This is a genomic window from Pseudomonas sp. NY5710, assembly GCF_013305665.1.
Lineage (GTDB): Bacteria > Pseudomonadota > Gammaproteobacteria > Pseudomonadales > Pseudomonadaceae > Aquipseudomonas > Aquipseudomonas juntendi.
This window is the reverse complement of record NZ_CP045554.1, coordinates 4,323,076-4,342,225: the sequence shown is the minus strand read 5'-3', so window position 1 is coordinate 4,342,225 and position 19,150 is coordinate 4,323,076. Positions and strand designations below refer to the sequence as shown.

Here is a 19,150-nt window from a genome sequence, read left to right as displayed (position 1 = left end):
ATGAGCGTGTCTTTGATCGCTTCCGACCAATTCCGCATCGTTGTCGGCCTCGGCAAGAGCGGCATGTCCCTGGTTCGCTTCCTGGCGAGCCGGGGCATTGCCTTTGCGGTCGCCGACACCCGCGAGCAACCGCCGGAACTGGACACCCTGCGCCGTGATTACCCGCAGGTGGAAGTGCGTTGTGGTGAACTGGACGTAGACTTCCTGTGCCGCGCCAACGAACTGTACGTAAGCCCTGGCCTGGCCCTGGCTACCCCGGCCCTGCAGCAGGCCGCTGCGCGGGGCGTGCAACTGTCGGGGGATATCGAACTGTTCGCCCGCCATGCCAAGGCGCCGATCATCGCCATCAGCGGTTCCAACGCCAAGAGCACCGTGACCACGCTGGTGGGTGAAATGGCAGCCAAGGCCGGCAAGCGCGTGGCCGTGGGCGGTAACCTGGGAACCCCGGCACTGGACCTGCTGGCCGATGACGTCGAGTTGTACGTGCTGGAGCTGTCGAGCTTCCAGCTGGAAACCACCGACCAGCTCAATGCCGAAGTGGCCAGCGTGCTGAACATCAGCGAAGACCACATGGACCGCTACAGCGGCCTGCCGGCCTATCACCTGGCCAAGCACCGCATCTTCCGCGGTGCCAGGCAGGTGGTCGTGAACCGCCAGGACGCCCTGAGCCGGCCCCTGCCGGTAGAGGGCCGCCCTTGCTGGTCCTTCGGCCTCAACCAACCAGACTTCAAGGCCTTCGGCCTGCGCGAAGTGGATGGCGAGAAATACCTGGCGTTCGAATTCCAGGCATTGCTGCCGGTGCGCGAGCTGAAGATTCGCGGCGCTCATAACCAGAGCAATGCACTGGCTGCGTTGGCCTTGGGCCATGCTGCCGGCTTGCCGTTCGAGCCGATGCTCGAGGCGCTGCGCGAATTCGCTGGCCTGGCCCACCGTTGCCAGTGGGTGCGCGAGCGCAACGGCGTGAACTGGTACGACGATTCCAAGGCCACCAATGTCGGTGCTGCCCTGGCCGCCATCGAAGGCCTGGGGGCCGATATCGAGGGCAAGCTGGTGTTGATCGCCGGTGGCGACGGCAAAGGCGCCGAGTTTGGTGCCCTGCGTGAACCGGTCAAGCGTTTTTGCCGCGCCGTGGTGTTGCTGGGCCGTGATGCCGAGCGCCTTGCCCAAGCCTTGGGTGATGACGTGCCGCTGGTGCGGGTAAAAACCCTCGACGACGCCGTGCAACAGTGCGCCGACCTGGCCCGGGCCGGCGATGCCGTACTGTTGTCGCCAGCCTGCGCCAGCCTTGACATGTTCAGGAACTTCGAGGAACGCGGGCGGCTGTTCGCCCAGGCAGCGGGGGCCCTGGCATGATCTTCGGTGTGCTCAAACCCTATCCGTCGCCGCTGATCAGCGGCCGTGGCATCGACCTCGACTTCGCGATGCTGGCCGGCTGCCTGGCCTTGCTCGGTCTGGGCCTGGTGATGATCACCTCGGCCTCCTCGGAAGTGGCTGCAGTGCAGTCGGGCAATCCGCTCTACCACATGTTCCGCCATCTGGTGTACGTGCTCCTCGGTGTGGTGGCCTGTGGCGCAACCCTGATGATCCCGATCGCCACCTGGCAGCGCATGGGCTTCCTCATGTTGCTGGGCGCCTTCGGCTTGCTGGTGCTGGTGCTGGTGCCGGGGATCGGCCGCGAAGTGAACGGCTCCATGCGCTGGATCGGCTTCAGCTTCTTCAATGTGCAGCCTTCGGAAATCGCCAAGGTGTTCGTGGTGGTCTACCTGGCCGGGTACCTGGTGCGCCGCCAGACTGAAGTCCGCGAGACGTGGATGGGCTTCTTCAAACCTTTCATCGTGTTGCTGCCGATGGCTGCGCTGCTGCTGATGGAACCGGACTTCGGCGCCACCGTGGTGATGATGGGCGCGGCCGCGGCCATGTTGTTCCTTGGCGGTGTCGGGCTGTTCCGCTTCAGCCTGATGGTGGTGCTGGCAGTGTTGGCGGTGTTCGTTCTGGTGCAGGCGCAGCCTTACCGCATGGCGCGCCTGATCACCTTTACCGACCCATGGTCCGACCAGTTCGGCTCCGGTTACCAGTTGACCCAGGCGTTGATCGCGTTCGGCCGCGGCGAGTGGCTGGGCGTTGGCCTGGGCAACAGTGTGCAGAAGCAGTTCTACCTGCCTGAAGCGCACACCGACTTCGTGTTCTCGGTATTGGCCGAAGAGCTGGGGGTGGTCGGCTCGCTGGTGACCATCGCCCTGTTCGTGTTCGTGACCGTCCGCGCCCTGTACATCGGCCTGTGGGCGGAGAAGGCCAAGCAGTTCTTTGCCGCGTACATGGCGTTCGGCCTGGCCTTCCTGTGGATCGGCCAGTTCCTGATCAACATCGGGGTGAATGTCGGCTTGCTGCCGACCAAAGGCCTGACCTTGCCGTTCCTCAGCTACGGGGGCAGCTCGCTGGTCATCTGTTGTGCTTGCGTGGGCTTGTTGTTGCGTATCGAGTGGGAAAGCCGTACGCACCTGGGCAGCGAGGAGCACGAGTTCAGCGAAAGCGATTTTGCCGAGGAGACCAGTCATGGCCGCTGACGGCAAGAACGTACTGATCATGGCCGGCGGTACCGGCGGCCATGTGTTCCCGGCGCTGGCCTGTGCCCGTGAGTTCCAGGCGCGCGGGTACAGCGTGCACTGGCTGGGTACCCCGCGCGGTATCGAGAATGAACTGGTGCCCCAGGCCGGCGTGCCCCTGCACCTGATCCAGGTCAGCGGCCTGCGCGGCAAAGGCAAGCTGTCGTTGCTCAAGGCACCCTTGACCCTGATCAAGGCCGTTCTCCAGGCAAGGCGGATCATTCGCCAGCTCAAGCCGGTATGCGTGCTGGGCTTTGGCGGTTATGTGACCGGCCCCGGCGGCGTGGCTGCGCGGCTGTGTGGTGTGCCGCTGGTGATCCATGAGCAGAACGCCCGCGCCGGTACCGCCAACCGCTTGCTGGTGCCGCTGTCTGCGCGGGTTTGCGAGGCGTTTCCGAACACCTTCGAGGCCAGCGACAAGCGCCGCACCACCGGCAACCCGGTGCGCCCCGAGCTGTTCCTGGATGCGCCACGCGCGCCCTTGGCCGAACGCCGGGCACGGCTGTTGGTGCTGGGCGGCAGCCTGGGGGCGGAACCATTGAACAAATTGTTGCCTAAGGCCCTGTCCGAAGTGCCTGCTGCCCTGCGGCCCGAGGTGTTTCACCAGGCCGGCAAGCAACACGCGCAGGTCACCGCCGAGCGTTATCACGAGGCCGGCGTCGAGGCTCAGGTCGAGCCTTTCATCAAGGACATGGCCCAAGCCTATGGCTGGGCCGACATGGTGGTGTGTCGGGCGGGGGCGCTGACCGTCAGCGAGCTGGCGGCGGCAGGCCTGCCTTCGGTGCTGGTGCCGTTGCCTCACGCAATCGACGATCACCAGACCCATAACGCCCAATATCTGGCTCGCGAAGGTGCTGCCTTCCTGATGCCACAAGCGACAACTGGCGCAGCGCAGCTCGCTGAACGCCTGAACGAGGTGCTGATGCAACCCGAGAAACTCAATGTCATGGCAGGTACCGCACGGCGCCTGGCCAAACCTGCAGCAACCAGCACCGTGGTCGATATCTGCCTGGAGGTGGCTCATGGTTGAGAGCCAGAAAGCCATGCCCCAGCCGAAAATGGGTCGTATCCGTCGCATTCACTTCGTCGGTATCGGCGGCGTGGGCATGTGCGGCATTGCCGAAGTGTTGCTGAACCTGGGCTATGAAGTGTCCGGTTCCGACCTGAAGGCCTCCCCGGTCACCGAGCGCCTGGAGTCATTCGGTGCCGAGATCTTCGTCGGCCACCGTGCCGAGAACGCTGCCACTGCCGATGTGCTGGTGGTTTCCAGCGCCATCAACCCGGCCAACCCGGAAGTGGCCACCGCCCTCGAGCGGCGTATCCCGGTGGTACCGCGTGCCGAGATGCTCGCCGAGCTGATGCGCTACCGCCACGGTGTGGCAGTCGCCGGTACACACGGCAAGACCACCACCACCAGCCTGCTGGCCTCGGTATTCGCCGCCGGCGGTCTGGACCCGACTTTCGTCATCGGTGGTCGCCTGACTGCGGCCGGCACCAATGCCCAGCTGGGCACCAGCCGTTATCTGATCGCCGAAGCCGATGAAAGCGATGCCAGCTTCCTGCACCTGCAGCCGATGGTGGCTGTGGTCACCAACATCGACGCCGACCACATGGCGACCTATGAAGGCGACTTCAACAAACTGAAGAAAACCTTCGTCGAGTTCCTGCACAACCTGCCGTTCTACGGCCTGGCGGTGATGTGCCTGGACGACCCGGTGGTGCGCGAGATTCTGCCGCAGGTGAAGCGCCCGACCGTGACCTACGGTTTCAGCGAAGAGGCCGACATCCGCGCCATCAACGTGCGCCAGCAGGGTATGCAGACCCATTTCACCGTGCTGCGCCGCGACTGCGAGCCGCTGGACGTGTCGGTGAACATGCCGGGCAACCACAACGTGCTCAATGCCCTGGCCACCATCGCCATTGCCACTGACGAAGGCATCACTGACGAAGCCATCGTGCAGGGTCTGTCCGGCTTCCAGGGTGTCGGCCGTCGCTTCCAGGTCTACGGCGAGCTGCCGGTCGAAGACGGCAGCGTGATGCTCGTCGATGACTACGGCCACCACCCGACCGAAGTGGCCGCGGTGATCAAGGCTGTGCGCGGTGGCTGGCCAAGCCGCCGCCTGGTGATCGTCTACCAGCCGCACCGCTATAGCCGCACCCGCGACCTGTACGACGATTTCGTTCAGGTGCTGGGCGATGCCAACGTGCTGCTGCTGATGGAGGTGTACCCGGCTGGCGAAGAGCCCATCCCCGGCGCCGACAGCCGGCAGCTGTGCCACAGCATTCGCCAGCGCGGCAAGCTCGACCCGATCTACATCGAACGCGGCGCCGAGCTGGCGCCACTGGTCAAGCCGTTGCTGCGCGCTGGCGACATCCTGCTCTGCCAGGGTGCCGGTGACGTTGGCGGCCTGGCCCCGCAACTGATGAAAAGCCCGCTGTTCGCTGGCGCCAAGCAGGAGAAGTCGAAATGACCAGCGCCTACGACAAGCTGCACTCTACCCTGGACGTGAAAGCGTTTGGCCGCGTTGCCGTGCTGTACGGCGGCAAGAGTGCCGAGCGCGAAGTGTCGCTCAAGTCTGGCGCCGCCGTGATCGATGCGTTGACCAGCGCCGGTGTCGACGTCGTTGCCATCGACGTCGGTGACGACCTGCTCGACCGCCTGCAGAACGAGAAGATCGACCGCGCCTTCATCATCCTCCACGGCCGTGGCGGTGAGGATGGCAGCATGCAGGGGCTGCTGGAGTGCCTGGGCATCCCTTATACCGGTAGCGGCATCCTCGCTTCGGCCCTGGCCATGGACAAGCTGCGTACCAAGCAGGTGTGGCAGAGCCTGGGCATTCCTACCCCGCGCCACGCGGTGCTGGCGAGTGAAAGCGATTGTTTGCAGGCCAGTACGGAACTGGGCTTCCCGCTGATCGTCAAACCCGCCCATGAAGGCTCTAGCATCGGCATGGCCAAGGTGAACAGCGCCGAGGAACTGATCGCCGCCTGGCAAGACGCTGCCCAGTACGATTCCCAGGTACTGGTGGAGCAGTGGATCCACGGCCCGGAGTTCACCATTGCGGTGCTGCGCGGCCAGGTGCTGCCGCCGATCGCCTTGGGTACACCGCACGTGTTCTACGACTACGACGCCAAGTACATCGCCAACGATACCCAGTACCGCATTCCGTGCGGCCTGGATAGCGCCAAGGAACAGGAACTGATCGACCTGACCGCCCGTGCCTGTGATGCCGTTGGCATCGAGGGCTGGGGGCGGCTGGACGTAATGCAGGACGAGCAAGGCCGGTTCTGGCTGCTCGAAGTAAACACCGCACCCGGCATGACCGATCATAGCCTGGTGCCCATGGCGGCCCGCGCGGCTGGCCTGGACTTCCAGCAACTGGTGCTGGCAATCCTGGCCGAAAGCGTGGCAACGCGAGGTTAACCATCATGCAAGGCGCAATGATACGTCAGCAGCAACCCGTAACCGGCCGTAGCAAGCCGGTGCCGCGTGGTGCCAGCAGGCTGGTGGCCGACGAGCCCGTATCGGCGCGCCTGCCGCGGCCCAGCCTGGGTGGCCTGAAGCGCCTGCTGTGGCCGGTGTTGCTGGTGGCAGCAGGCTTCGGTGCCTACGAAGGGGCCATCCGCCTGATGCCTTATGCCGACCGGCCCATCGCCAAGATCGATGTGCAGGGCGACCTCACCTACATCAGCCAGCAGTCGGTGCAGCAACGCATCGCCCCTTACGTGGCCGCGAGCTTCTTCAGTGTCGACCTGCCGGCGATGCGTACGGAGCTCGAACAGATGCCCTGGATCGCCCACGCCGAAGTGCGTCGGGTGTGGCCTGACGAGGTGGTGATCCGCCTGGAAGAACAGCTGCCGGTGGCGCGCTGGGGCGACGAAGCCTTGCTCAACAACCAGGGCCAGGCATTCACCCCGCGTGAGCTGGCCAACTATGAGCACCTGCCGCAGCTTGCCGGGCCGCAGCGTGCCCAGCAACAAGTCATGCAGCAGTATCAGGTATTGAGCCAGATGCTGCGCCCCTTGGGCTTTTCCATCGCTCGCCTGGAGCTGCGCGAGCGAGGCAGCTGGTTCTTGACCACTGGCGCGAGCAGCGCCGGGCCGGGCATCGAGCTGCTGCTGGGGCGCGACCATCTGGTGGAGAAGATGCGCCGTTTCATTGCCATTTACGACAAGACACTCAAAGACCAGATCAGCACTATCGCCCGCATTGATCTGCGTTATTCCAACGGACTTGCCGTTGGTTGGCGGGAACCGATTGCACCGACGACGGCCCAACCCGCCGTTGCGAAGAATTAGAGAGAGGCAGGACCATGGCAAACGCGCATAGCGGCAAAATGATCGTCGGGCTGGACATTGGCACCTCCAAGGTGGTGGCGCTGGTCGGCGAAGTGGGCGAAGACGGCACCCTGGAAATCGTCGGTATCGGCACACACCCGTCCCGCGGCCTGAAAAAAGGCGTGGTGGTGAACATCGAGTCGACCGTGCAATCGATCCAGCGCGCCGTCGAAGAAGCGCAGCTGATGGCCGGCTGCCGTATCCACTCGGCATTCGTGGGCGTTGCCGGTAACCACATTCGCAGCCTGAACTCCCACGGTATCGTCGCCATCCGTGACCGCGAGGTCAGCCTGGCCGACCTGGAGCGGGTACTGGACGCGGCCCAGGCGGTGGCCATTCCGGCCGACCAACGCGTGCTGCACACCCTGCCGCAGGACTACGTGATCGACAACCAGGAAGGCGTCCGCGAGCCGCTGGGCATGTCGGGCGTGCGTCTGGAAGCCAAGGTGCACGTGGTGACCTGCGCGGTCAACGCGGCACAGAACATCGAAAAGTGCGTGCGCCGCTGCGGCCTGGAAATCGACGACATCATCCTCGAGCAGTTGGCTTCGGCCTATTCGGTGCTCACCGACGATGAAAAGGAACTGGGCGTGTGCCTGGTCGACATCGGTGGCGGCACCACCGACATCGCCATCTTCACCGAAGGCGCGATCCGCCACACCGCGGTCATTCCGATTGCAGGCGACCAGGTGACCAACGATATCGCCATGGCCCTGCGTACCCCTACCCAGTACGCCGAAGAAATCAAGATCCGCTACGCCTGCGCCCTGGCCAAACTGGCGGGCGCTGGCGAGACCATCAAGGTGCCGAGCGTGGGCGACCGCCCACCGCGCGAGCTGTCGCGTCAGGCCCTGGCCGAGGTGGTGGAGCCGCGTTACGACGAGCTCTTCACCTTGATCCAGGCCGAACTGCGCCGCAGCGGGTACGAGGACCTGGTGCCAGCGGGCATCGTCCTCACCGGCGGTACCGCGAAGATGGAAGGCGCCGTTGAACTGGCCGAGGAAATCTTCCACATGCCGGTTCGCCTGGGCGTACCGCACAGCGTTCGGGGCCTGAGCGACGTGGTTCGCAACCCCATCTATTCCACCGGCGTGGGCTTGCTCACCTACGGCCTGCTCAAGCAGTCCGAGGACATGGTCCTGACCGGCAGCAGCAACAGCAGCAGCAACAGCTATGGCGATGAACCGAAGGCCCCAGTGCTTGAACGCTTCAAGCGCTGGGTACAGGGCAACTTCTAAGTTTCAAAGCAGTAGTGGTAGGCGCAACAACTAGAGAACTGTAAGGAGAGGGAAAATGTTCGAGCTCGTAGACAACGTCCCGCAAAGCCCGGTCATCAAGGTGATCGGCGTTGGTGGTGGTGGCGGCAACGCCGTCAACCACATGGTCAAGAGCAGCATCGAAGGTGTGGAGTTCATCTGCGCCAACACCGATGCTCAGGCGCTGAAAAACATTGGTGCACGCACCATCCTGCAATTGGGCACTGGCGTGACCAAGGGCCTGGGTGCTGGCGCCAATCCGGAAGTCGGCCGTCAGGCCGCACTGGAAGACCGTGAGCGCATCGCCGAAGTGCTGCAAGGCACCAACATGGTGTTCATCACCACTGGCATGGGCGGCGGTACCGGTACCGGTGCTGCACCGATCATTGCCGAAGTGGCCAAGGAAATGGGCATCCTCACCGTAGCCGTGGTGACCCGTCCGTTCCCGTTCGAGGGCCGCAAGCGCATGCAGATCGCCGATGAAGGCATCCGCATGCTGGCTGAAAGCGTCGACTCGTTGATCACCATCCCCAACGAGAAACTGCTGACCATCCTGGGCAAGGATGCCAGCCTGCTGTCCGCCTTCGCCAAGGCCGACGATGTACTGGCCGGTGCCGTGCGCGGTATCTCCGACATCATCAAGCGCCCGGGCATGATCAACGTCGACTTTGCCGACGTGCGCACCGTCATGGGTGAGATGGGCATGGCGATGATGGGTACTGGTTGCGCCAGCGGCCCGAACCGCGCACGCGAAGCCACCGAGGCAGCCATCCGCAACCCGCTGCTGGAAGATGTCAACCTGCAGGGCGCCCGCGGCATCCTGGTGAACATCACCGCCGGCCCGGACCTGTCGCTAGGTGAATACTCCGACGTGGGTAGCATCATCGAAGCCTTCGCCTCTGACCACGCCATGGTCAAGGTCGGCACCGTGATCGATCCGGACATGCGTGACGAACTGCACGTGACCGTTGTGGCCACTGGCCTGGGCGCGCGTATCGAGAAGCCTGTGAAAGTGGTCGACAACACCCTGCAGACTGCCCAGCAAGCGTACGAAGCGTCCAACCCGGCGCCAGTTCGTCAGGAGCAGCCAGCCGTGAACTACCGTGACCTGGAGCGCCCGACCGTGATGCGCAACCAGGCCCACGCCGGTGCTGCGGCAGCCGCGAAAATGAACCCTCAGGATGACCTGGATTACCTGGATATCCCAGCATTCCTGCGTCGTCAGGCTGATTAATGGAATTTATCAGGGGTATAAAGGTGATTGGTATTCATCAAAGGTTGGGTCTGTTATCATCCCCAGCCTTTGTTGATACCTGTTCGCAATTTGCGCTGAAGCGGCCAATGCCATGATTAAACAACGCACCCTGAAGAATACCATCCGTGCCACAGGTGTCGGCCTGCACTCCGGGGAGAAGGTTTACCTGACCCTCAAGCCTGCACCTGTTGACACCGGCATCGTCTTCCGCCGCGCCGACCTCGACCCTGTGGTCGAGATCCCTGCGCGTGCGGCCAACGTCGGCGAGACCACCATGTCGACGACGCTGGTCAACGGTGACGTCAAGGTCGATACGGTCGAGCACCTGCTCTCCGCCATGGCGGGCCTGGGCATCGATAACGCCTACGTCGAGCTCTCCGCCTCGGAAGTGCCGATCATGGATGGCAGCGCCGGACCCTTCGTATTCCTGATTCAGTCTGCCGGCCTGGAAGAACAGGACGCAGCCAAGAAGTTCATCCGCATCCTGCGTGAGGTGACTGTGGAAGAGGGCGACAAGCGCGCCACTTTCCTGCCTTTCGACGGTTTCAAGGTGAGCTTCGAGATCGACTTCGATCACCCGGTCCTCAAGGGCCAGACCCAGAGCGCGGTTGTCGACTTCTCCAGCACCTCGTTCGTGAAGGAAGTCAGCCGCGCCCGCACGTTCGGTTTCATGCGTGACATCGAGTACCTGCGCAAGCACAACCTTGCGTTGGGTGGCAGTGTCGAGAATGCCATCGTGGTCGACGAGACGGGTGTGCTCAACGAAGACGGCCTTCGTTCCGATGACGAATTCGTCAAGCACAAGATCCTCGACGCCATTGGCGACCTCTACCTGCTGGGCAACAGCCTGATCGGCGAGTTCAAGGGCTACAAGTCCGGCCACGCGCTGAACAACCAGCTGTTGCGCAAGCTGATCGCCGAAACCGATGCCTGGGAAGTGGTTACGTTCGAAGATGCCAGCACGGCACCGATCTCGTACATGCGCCCTGTTGCGGCCGTGTAAGTTCGAACACTCTCTCTAGTGTTGTAATCAAGGCCACCTTCGGGTGGCCTTTTTTATTGCTTGTCGCCAGCGTGGGCGGCCAAGCGCTCCAGTGCTGCGCGCAGCTTGGGGTCGGCGATGCCCTCGGCGGTGTCACGCAGGCTTGCCGCGGCGCTGGTGGACAGCTCGGCAGCATGCCCGCCGCGTTTGGCCGGTACCAGGGGCGGCTGCACCTTGTAGAGTATGCGCCGGAGGTTGCCAAAGGCCTCCATGGCCTGCAACGCCGCCAGCAGGCGCTTCTGCTGGTAGCGCAGGCGGGTAGCCCAATGGCCATCGGTAACCACCAGCAACAAGGTGCCATCGCGCCATGAGGCCACGTGGCAATGCTCGCGGGCAGCCGGCTGCAGCTGGCTTTCCAGCAGGCGCTGCAGGTGCTCCAGGCGTTCGGCCTGGTTCAGCAGCAGGCGCAGCGGGCGCACCTGGCGTAGCAGCGCCGAGGGGGGCTGGGCGGGGGAGGGTTTGTAGGCCATGGGGGTACGCATGAGGTTCAAGATGGGCAGTTTAACACCTGTATAACCTGTGCTGGCCTCTTCGCGGGCCCGCCCGCTCCCACAGGATTACTCCAGGCCTGAGTATTGTGGGGTCCCTGTGGGAGCGGGCGTGCCCGCGAAGAGGCCAGCACAGGCGACGCAAGATAAGACTGGTTCTCGATACCTTTCATGTTGCCAAACCTTGAACTCAGGGAAAATACCCCTATCTAAGACAAGCCCCTGCCAAAACGCTGTAATAGCATCGTGGAAATCCACCACTTTCCTCACCATCGTTTCCGGGTAGAATGCTCGTTCGCATGCGGCCTCAGGGCTGCACGGGCGACTCATGGGGCCGCCCTCCATCCCTACGTGTGGAAGATCCTGCCGATATGTTTGCGCCTTTGTTAAAAAAACTTTTTGGAAGCAAGAACGAGCGTGAAGTAAAACGCATGCTCAAGACGGTGAGTATCGTCAATGCCTTCGAAGAGAAGATGGTGGCCCTCTCCGACGAGCAACTGCGGGGCAAGACTGCAGAGTTCAAGGAGCGCCTGGCCAAAGGCGAGACACTGGACCAATTGTTGCCCGAAGCCTTTGCCGTGGCCCGCGAGGCCGGCAAGCGCGTGATGGGCATGCGCCACTTCGACGTTCAGTTGATTGGCGGCATGACCCTGCACGAAGGCATGATCGCAGAAATGCGTACCGGTGAAGGCAAGACCTTGGTGGGTACCCTGGCCGTGTACCTCAACGCATTGTCCGGCAAGGGCGTGCATGTGGTTACCGTCAACGACTACCTGGCCCGCCGCGACGCCAACTGGATGCGCCCGCTGTACGAGTTCCTCGGCCTGTCGGTCGGTATCGTATCGGCCTTCCAGCCGCCGGAAGAAAAGCGTGCCGCCTATGCGGCCGACATCACCTACGGCACCAACAACGAATTCGGTTTCGACTACCTGCGCGACAACATGGCCTTCAGCCAGGACGAGAAGTTCCAGCGTGAACTGAACTTCGCCGTGATCGACGAAGTGGACTCCATTCTCATCGACGAAGCGCGCACCCCGCTGATCATTTCCGGCCAGGCCGAAGACAGCTCCAAGCTGTACATCGAGATCAACCGCCTGATCCCGCGCCTGACCCAGCACATCGAAGAAGTCGAAGGCCAGGTCACCCAGGAAGGCCACTTCACCATCGACGAGAAGAGCCGCCAGGTCGAGCTCAACGAGGCCGGTCACCAGTTCATCGAAGAGATGCTGACCCAGGCCGGGTTGCTGGCCGAAGGCGAGAGCCTGTACTCGGCGCATAACCTGGGCCTGCTGACCCACGTGTATGCCGGCCTGCGCGCGCACAAGCTGTTCCACCGCAACGTCGAGTACATCGTCCAGGACGGCCAGGTACTGCTGATCGACGAGCACACCGGCCGGACCATGCCGGGCCGGCGCTTGTCCGAAGGCCTGCACCAGGCCATCGAGGCCAAGGAAAACCTGAACATCCAGGCCGAGAGCCAGACCCTGGCCTCGACCACCTTCCAGAACTACTTCCGCCTGTACACCAAGCTGTCCGGCATGACCGGTACCGCCGACACCGAAGCGTTCGAGTTCCAGTCGATCTACGCGCTGAACGTGATGGTCATTCCGCCGAACAAGCCGCTGGCGCGCAAGGACTTCAACGACCTGGTGTACCTGACCGCCGACGAGAAGTACGCCGCGATCATTGCCGACATCAAGGAAAGCATGAAGCAGGGCCGGCCGATTCTGGTCGGTACCGCGACCATCGAAACGTCCGAACACATGTCGAACCTGCTGAAGAAAGAAGGTATCGACCACAAGGTACTGAACGCCAAGTACCACGAGAAAGAGGCCGAAATCATCGCCCAGGCCGGTGCGCCGGGCGCCCTGACCATCGCCACCAACATGGCCGGCCGTGGTACCGACATCCTGCTGGGCGGTAACTGGGAAGCCGAAGTGGCAGCCCTGGAAAACCCGACCGCCGAGCAGATCGCCCAGATCAAGGCCGACTGGCAGAAGCGTCACCAGCAGGTGATCGAGGCCGGTGGCCTGCACGTGATCGCCTCCGAACGCCACGAGTCGCGCCGTATCGACAACCAGTTGCGCGGCCGTTCCGGCCGTCAGGGCGACCCGGGCTCCAGCCGCTTCTACCTGTCGCTGGAAGACAGCCTGATGCGTATCTTCGCCTCTGACCGGGTGAAGAACTTCATGAAAGCCCTGGGCATGCAGGCGGGCGAGGCCATCGAGCACCGCATGGTCACCAATGCCATCGAGAAGGCACAGCGCAAGGTCGAAGGCCGCAACTTCGACATCCGCAAACAGTTGCTTGAATACGACGACGTGGCCAACGAGCAGCGCAAGGTGATCTACCACATGCGCAACAGCCTGCTGGCGGCCGAGAACATCGGTGACACCATCGTCGAATTCCGCAAGGAAGTCCTGGACGCTACCATCAGCCAGCATATTCCGCCGCAGTCGCTGCCCGAGCAGTGGGACGTGGCCGGCCTGGAGGCATCGCTGGCCAGCGACTTCGCCATCAAGCTGCCGATCCAGCAGTGGCTCGACGAAGACGACCACCTCTACGAGGAAACGCTGCGCGAGAAGCTGCTGAACGAGATCACCACGGCCTACACCGAGAAAGAAGACCAGGCCGGCCTCGAGGCTCTGCGTACCTTCGAGAAGCAAATTCTGCTGCGTGTGCTGGACGACCTGTGGAAAGACCACCTGTCGACCATGGACCACCTGCGCCACGGTATCCACCTGCGTGGCTATGCGCAAAAGAACCCGAAGCAGGAATACAAGCGCGAGTCGTTCAGCCTGTTCCAGGAGCTGCTGGAGTCGATCAAGCGCGATACCATCCGCGTGCTGTCGCACGTACAGGTACGCCGCGAAGACCCGGTCGAAGAGGAAGCCCGCTTGCGCCGCGAGGCCGAGGAACTGGCCAGCCGCATGCAGTTCGAGCACGCCCCTGCCCCTGGCCTGGAAGGCGAGCAACTGAGCGAGGAGGGCGCAGAAGTGGCCGTTGCCTCGGCGCCGGTGCGCAACGAGCAGAAGCTGGGCCGCAATGAGCCGTGCTGGTGTGGTTCAGGCAAGAAGTTCAAGCATTGCCACGGGCAGATCGAATGATCTGACCTGGGTGTTGTAACCTGATACATCCTGGGGCCGCTTTGCGGCCCCGTTTTTTGTACATCCACCGAATTTTCTAGGAGCGCTCTAATGGCTGTTGGTCTTGGTCCTTTGCCCACCCTGCACCCGGTTGCGGGTTTTGAACTCGGCATCGCTTCTGCCGGCATCAAGCGCCCTGGGCGCAAGGATGTGGTGGTCATGCGCTGCGCCGAAGGCTCCAGCGTGGCGGGCGTGTTCACCCTCAACGCTTTCTGCGCGGCACCGGTGATCCTCTCCAAGCAGCGTGTTCAGGGCACCGTGCGCTACCTGTTGACCAACACCGGTAATGCCAACGCCGGTACCGGCGCCCCAGGGCTGGCAGCCGCCGAACGCACCTGCGCCAAGCTGGCCGAACTGGCCGGCGTACCCGCCGAATCGGTACTGCCGTTCTCCACCGGTGTGATCGGCGAGCCACTGCCGGTCGAAAAGATCGAAGGCGCGCTGCAGGCCGCCCTCGATAACCTGTCGGAGAACAACTGGGCCGAAGCGGCCACCGGCATCATGACCACCGATACCTTGCCCAAGGGCGCCAGCCGCCAGTTCCAGCACGATGGCGTGACCGTGACCGTGACCGGTATCAGCAAGGGGGCCGGCATGATCCGCCCGAACATGGCCACCATGCTTGGCTACATCGCCACCGACGCCAAGGTTGCCCCGGCGGTGCTCAAGGACCTGATGCTGGACGGCGCCAACAAGTCGTTCAACCGCATCACCATCGATGGCGACACCTCGACCAACGATTGCTGCATGCTGATTGCCACCGGCAAGGCCAACCTGCCAGAGGTCACCGAAGCCAGTGGTGCGCTGTTCGAGGCCCTGAAAAAAGCTGTGTTCGAAGTGTGCATGGACGTGGCCCAGGCCATCGTGCGTGACGGCGAAGGTGCGACCAAGTTCGTGACCGTGCAGGTCAACGGCGGTGGCAACCACCAGGAATGCCTGGACGTCGGTTACGCAGTGGCCCACTCACCGCTGATCAAGACCGCACTGTTCGCGTCGGACCCGAACTGGGGCCGTATTCTCGCCGCGGTGGGCCGTGCCGGTGTGCCGGATCTGGACGTGAACCTGATCGACGTCTACCTGGACAACGTGTGCATCGCCAGCCAGGGCGGCCGCAGCCCCAGCTACACCGAAGCCCAGGGCTCGGCTGTGATGGCCCAGGAAGAGATCACGATCCGTATCGAACTGGGCCGTGGCCAGTGCAGCGAAACCATCTGGACCACCGACCTGTCGCACGAGTACGTGAAGATCAACGCCGAATACCGTACCTGATCCAGTGCTGGGGTCGGGCAACGGCCCCACAATTCCAGAAGCAGGAGACGAACCATGAGCGATCACCTGAACTTCGGCGACACGTTGTGCGCCTTGTTGCAGGCTGGCCTGGCGGAGCGTGAAGTGTGAAACGGATTCATGTTGTAGCAGCGGTCATTCGTGGCGCCGATGGCCGCATTCTGATCGCGCGGCGGGCCGCCACCCAGCACCAGGGTGGCCTGTGGGAGTTTCCCGGCGGCAAGGTCGAAGCCGGTGAAAGCGTGGATGTGGCACTGGCCCGCGAGCTGCGCGAAGAGCTGGGTATCGAGGTAAGCCGTTCGCGTGCGCTGATCAAGGTCAGCCACGACTACCCGGACAAGCAGGTGTTGCTGGACGTGCGCGAAGTGCAGGCATTTACCGGCGAACCGCATGGCGCCGAGGGTCAGCCGCTGGCGTGGGTTGCCCCGCGCGACTTGCCGCAGTACGAATTTCCCGAGGCCAACCAGCCGATCGTGGCTGCCGCGCGCCTGCCGGACCAGTACCTGATCACCCCTGATGGCCTGGAAGTGCCGCAACTGCTCAAGGGCATACAGAAGGCGGTTGCCAGTGGCATTCGCCTGATTCAGTTGCGCGCCCCGGACATGTACGACCCCAAGTACCGCGACGTGGCGGTGGATGCGGCTGGGCTGTGTGCGGGCAAGGCGCAGTTGATGCTCAAGGGGCCGCTGGAATGGCTGGGCGATTTCCCTTCGGCCGGCTGGCACCTGACCGCGGCGCAGTTACGCAAGTACGCCGCCAAAGGTCGGCCGTTTCCCCGCGAGCGTTGGTTGGCGGCTTCCTGCCACAGCGCCGAAGAGCTGGCGCTGGCCGAGCAGATGGGCGTCGACTTCGTCACCCTGTCGCCAGTCCAGGCAACCCAGACCCACCCCGAGGCCGCGCCGTTGGGCTGGGACGAAGCTCGACGTTTGCTTGCCGGGTTCAGCAAGCCGGTGTATTTGCTGGGCGGGGTAGGGCCGGGTGATCGGGAGCGGGCCTGGGAGGCCGGGGCCCAGGGCGTGGCCGGCATCCGGGCATTCTGGCCCGAGGCCTGAGCCATTGGGGCGGCCCTTCGCGACACCGCGCCGGCCGCCCCGAACCTGTCAGCCCTGCGGCTTTTCAGCAGGCTGCCACAACACCTCGGCCACCCCCTGTCGCCGCCCGATGATCCGCGCTGCCACGAACAGCAGGTCGGACAGGCGGTTGATGTACGCCAGACCTACCCCTCCCAGTGGTTCCAGCGCATGCAATTGCTGGCAGCGCCGCTCGGCGCTGCGCGCCAGGCTGCGGCACACATGGGCCTGCGCCACCAGCATCGAACCACTGGGCAGGATGAAGTTCTTCAGCGGCCCCAGCTCTTCGTTCCACACATCGATGACGGCCTCCAGGCGCTCCACCTCTGCCTGGTTCAAGGCTTGGTAGCTGGGCATGGCCAGCTCGCCACCCAGGTCGAACAAGCGGTGCTGACACGGCGCAAGCACCGTAGTGAGCTCCTCCAGGCCTTGCTCGGCCAAGCCTGCCAAAAGCACGCCTAGCTGGCTGTTGAGGCTGTCTACCTCGCCAATGGCTTCTATGCGCGGATGGCTCTTCGGCACCCGCCGGCCGTCGCCCAGGCCGGTTTCGCCCTGGTCGCCGGTACGGGTGTAGATTTTCGATAGGCGGTTGCCCATGTCATTGCTCCGGTAAGGTCGGCGCCGCTGCTGCCGGCTGGCCGAGGGGCAGGCGCAGGGTGAAGCACGTACCCTGGCCAGGCGTGGAGTGCACCTCCATCTGCCCCTTGTGGTTGTTGGTGATGATGAAGTACGAAACCGACAGGCCCAGCCCGGTGCCCTGGCCGATTTCCTTGGTGGTGAAGAACGGCTCGAAGGTGCGCTTGCGCACGGCCTCTGGCATGCCGACGCCATTGTCCTCGACCTGGATCTCCGCCCAGGGCGGGTTCAGCCGGGTGCGCAGGGTGATCCGCCCCGGCTCGCTCGGTTGCGGGCGCAGGTGGATGGCCTGGGCGGCGTTCTTCAACAGGTTCAACAGTACCTGTTCCAGTTCGTTGGCAGTGCACGGCACGGGCCCCAGTTCAGGGTCGAACTGCCGCACGATGGCCTGCCCCTTGAAGTCGAAACCGATCGCCAGGTCGAAATCGTTGCCGGCAATTTCCACCGCCTGGTCGATCAGCGCCGGCAGCTCGCAAGGCTCCAGCTGTCGGTTGCTGCGCCGACTGAAACTGAGCATGTGGGTGACGATCTTCGCGGCGCGGGCCCCGGCCTGCTGAATGCCGTCGAGCAGTTGCGGCACTTCGCGGCTGGCCAGGTAGCGGTTGATCATGGCCAGGTCGAGGCCAAGCTCGCTGGCCTGTTCCTGGTTGCGGGGCAGGTCTGCCGACAGGCGTCGGCGGATGTTCTGTACGTTGTGCAGGATGGCGCCCAGCGGGTTGTTGATTTCGTGAGCCATGCCCGCCGCCAGGCCGCCTACCGAGAGCATTTTTTCCGACTGGACCATCATTTCTTCCAGCGACAGGCGCTGGGTGATGTCGTCGATGCGGATCACCACGCCGCGCCCGCCGCCGCCGGTGAGCGGGTAGAAGGTCAAGGCGTAATGGCGCAGTTCGTCGCCCTTGGGCCATGTGACCCGCTCGATCTTGGCCACCCGGTGCTTTTCCACGGTTTCCTTGAGTTGCGGCAGGAATGGCTTCAGGGGCTCGAAGGCGATGAACACTGGTTGGTTCAGCGCCTCATGCAAAGGCGTGCCGGAGAGGACCGTGGCTTCGTGATTCCACTGGGTGACATAGAGCTGTTCGTCCAGGGCGATCAATGCCGAAGGCATCGAGTCGATGATGCTGTTGAGGTAGTTCTGGAAACCGGTGAGTTTTTTCTCGATTTTGCTGCGCACCTGCACTTCCAGTTCCAGCTTGCGGTTGGTATGGCGGGTTTCCTCGGCCAGGCCTTGGGCCTGGTCATAGGCATCCTGGAACTCGTCACGGGCGCGTTTGAGTTGCTGCTCACGGGCTTCGATACGCGAAAGCATGGTGTTGAAGGCGTCGGCCAGGCTGCCGATCTCATCGTCGTTGCCACGCCGGGCGCGTAGGGCGTAGCTCTCTTCGCGGGTGACCTGGCGGCTGAGTTCTTCAAGCTGGTTGATCGGTTGGGTGATCAGGCGTTTGATCTGGCGGGCAATGAAGATCCACAGCAGGATGCTGAACACCAGGATAGCCAGGCTGGCACTGAGCGTGCCGGTGTAGAACGCGGTGGGCAGCTCGCTGCTGGCCACCAGCAACAGGTGGGCTGGCGGGTTGGCGTCACGCGGGATGCGGATCAGTTGGGTGCTGCGAAACTCCATCAGGCGCCAGCCGTCGATGTTGCGAAAGCGCTTGGGCAGGGTCAGCGGGTCGCCATGCTGGAGTTGCGCCAGCATGCGACCGTCACCCCCGTACACGGCTGCCGCGCGCAGCGGGGTGTAGCTGTCCAGCTCCTTGAGCAGGGCACTGGCGGTGTCCGGCGTGTCGCCCGCGCGCTCGGCCAGCTGCGGGTTGGCCACCAGCCGGCCGATGGTCTGCAGGGCCTGGGGTGCCATGCTCTCCTGGGTGATCCAGTAGGCCGCACTGATGAAGGTGAGGTTGGCCACCAGCAGGATGGTCACCAGCAACACCAGCAGGGCCGCCAGCAGCTTCTGCCCGACCGGGAGGTTTTCCAGGCGATGGCGCAAGGTCATGGGCTAGGCAGTGTCCGTATCCAGGTAATTAGGGCT

At 63.5% G+C, this 19,150-nt stretch carries 15 protein-coding genes; 12 read left to right on the top strand and 3 right to left on the bottom strand.

All coding sequences use genetic code 11. The features are described from left to right. The first annotated feature begins 6 nt into the window (after window positions 1–6). The 9 genes from murD (at window position 7) to lpxC (ending at window position 10,455) form a co-directional block, all read left to right on the top strand. Window positions 7–1,353 carry a UDP-N-acetylmuramoyl-L-alanine--D-glutamate ligase gene (gene murD, locus GEV39_RS20010; protein WP_173890967.1) on the top strand — a complete coding sequence of 449 codons (1,347 nt, stop codon included), beginning with the start codon at window positions 7–9 and terminating at the stop codon, window positions 1,351–1,353. Next, window positions 1,353–2,564 carry a putative lipid II flippase FtsW gene (gene ftsW, locus GEV39_RS20005; RefSeq protein WP_173891733.1) on the top strand — a complete coding sequence of 404 codons (1,212 nt, stop codon included), beginning with the start codon at window positions 1,353–1,355 and terminating at the stop codon, window positions 2,562–2,564. Before murD ends, ftsW begins: the two co-directional genes overlap by 1 nt. Next, window positions 2,554–3,633, top strand: a complete 1,080-nt coding sequence (gene murG / locus GEV39_RS20000) for an undecaprenyldiphospho-muramoylpentapeptide beta-N-acetylglucosaminyltransferase (RefSeq protein ID WP_173890966.1) — start codon at window positions 2,554–2,556, stop codon at window positions 3,631–3,633. Before ftsW ends, murG begins: the two co-directional genes overlap by 11 nt. Continuing rightward, the gene (gene murC / locus GEV39_RS19995; RefSeq protein WP_029886559.1) at window positions 3,626–5,074 is read left to right on the top strand and encodes a UDP-N-acetylmuramate--L-alanine ligase; all 1,449 of its coding nucleotides are present in this window, start codon (window positions 3,626–3,628) and stop codon (window positions 5,072–5,074) included. The genes murG and murC overlap by 8 nt, the downstream gene beginning before the upstream one ends. Further along, entirely contained in the window at window positions 5,071–6,027 is a 957-nt protein-coding gene (locus GEV39_RS19990; protein ID WP_009684410.1) for a D-alanine--D-alanine ligase, read from the top strand. The genes murC and GEV39_RS19990 overlap by 4 nt, the downstream gene beginning before the upstream one ends. A gap of 5 nt (window positions 6,028–6,032) precedes the next feature. After that, window positions 6,033–6,902: a cell division protein FtsQ/DivIB gene (locus GEV39_RS19985; RefSeq protein WP_173890965.1), complete on the top strand. Its 870-nt coding sequence runs from the start codon at window positions 6,033–6,035 to the stop codon at window positions 6,900–6,902. 14 nt (window positions 6,903–6,916) lie between these two features. After that, a complete protein-coding gene (gene ftsA, locus GEV39_RS19980) occupies window positions 6,917–8,179 on the top strand; it encodes a cell division protein FtsA (RefSeq protein WP_054912891.1) in 1,263 nt (420 codons plus the stop codon). Window positions 8,180–8,234: 55 nt separating this feature from the next. Continuing rightward, window positions 8,235–9,431: a cell division protein FtsZ gene (ftsZ, locus tag GEV39_RS19975; protein ID WP_009684407.1), complete on the top strand. Its 1,197-nt coding sequence runs from the start codon at window positions 8,235–8,237 to the stop codon at window positions 9,429–9,431. Window positions 9,432–9,543: 112 nt separating this feature from the next. After that, window positions 9,544–10,455: a UDP-3-O-acyl-N-acetylglucosamine deacetylase gene (gene lpxC / locus GEV39_RS19970; RefSeq protein ID WP_003260771.1), complete on the top strand. Its 912-nt coding sequence runs from the start codon at window positions 9,544–9,546 to the stop codon at window positions 10,453–10,455. 53 nt (window positions 10,456–10,508) lie between these two features. On the opposite strand, the gene GEV39_RS19965 is transcribed toward lpxC, so the two are convergent. Beyond that, complete coding sequence (locus GEV39_RS19965; RefSeq protein WP_009684406.1) at window positions 10,509–10,964, bottom strand: DUF721 domain-containing protein; 456 nt, start codon at window positions 10,962–10,964, stop codon at window positions 10,509–10,511. Window positions 10,965–11,353: 389 nt separating this feature from the next. Here GEV39_RS19965 and secA point away from each other — a divergent pair, with 389 nt between their 5' ends. The 3 genes from secA (at window position 11,354) to GEV39_RS19950 (ending at window position 16,467) form a co-directional block, all read left to right on the top strand. Then, the gene (secA, locus tag GEV39_RS19960) at window positions 11,354–14,089 is read left to right on the top strand and encodes a preprotein translocase subunit SecA (protein WP_173890964.1); all 2,736 of its coding nucleotides are present in this window, start codon (window positions 11,354–11,356) and stop codon (window positions 14,087–14,089) included. A 90-nt stretch (window positions 14,090–14,179) separates the two neighbouring features. Beyond that, entirely contained in the window at window positions 14,180–15,397 is a 1,218-nt protein-coding gene (gene argJ / locus GEV39_RS19955) for a bifunctional glutamate N-acetyltransferase/amino-acid acetyltransferase ArgJ (RefSeq protein WP_173890963.1), read from the top strand. A gap of 125 nt (window positions 15,398–15,522) precedes the next feature. Beyond that, window positions 15,523–16,467 carry a Nudix family hydrolase gene (locus tag GEV39_RS19950; protein ID WP_173890962.1) on the top strand — a complete coding sequence of 315 codons (945 nt, stop codon included), beginning with the start codon at window positions 15,523–15,525 and terminating at the stop codon, window positions 16,465–16,467. Window positions 16,468–16,515: 48 nt separating this feature from the next. Here the strand turns inward: GEV39_RS19950 and GEV39_RS19945 are convergent, their stop codons facing one another. Both GEV39_RS19945 and GEV39_RS19940 read right to left on the bottom strand, forming a co-directional pair. Further along, window positions 16,516–17,082, bottom strand: coding sequence for a cob(I)yrinic acid a,c-diamide adenosyltransferase (locus tag GEV39_RS19945; protein ID WP_173890961.1), 567 nt, complete (start codon window positions 17,080–17,082; stop codon window positions 16,516–16,518). 1 nt (window position 17,083) lies between these two features. Next, window positions 17,084–19,114, bottom strand: coding sequence for a sensor histidine kinase (locus tag GEV39_RS19940; RefSeq protein ID WP_173890960.1), 2,031 nt, complete (start codon window positions 19,112–19,114; stop codon window positions 17,084–17,086). Window positions 19,115–19,150: the final 36 nt, after the last annotated feature.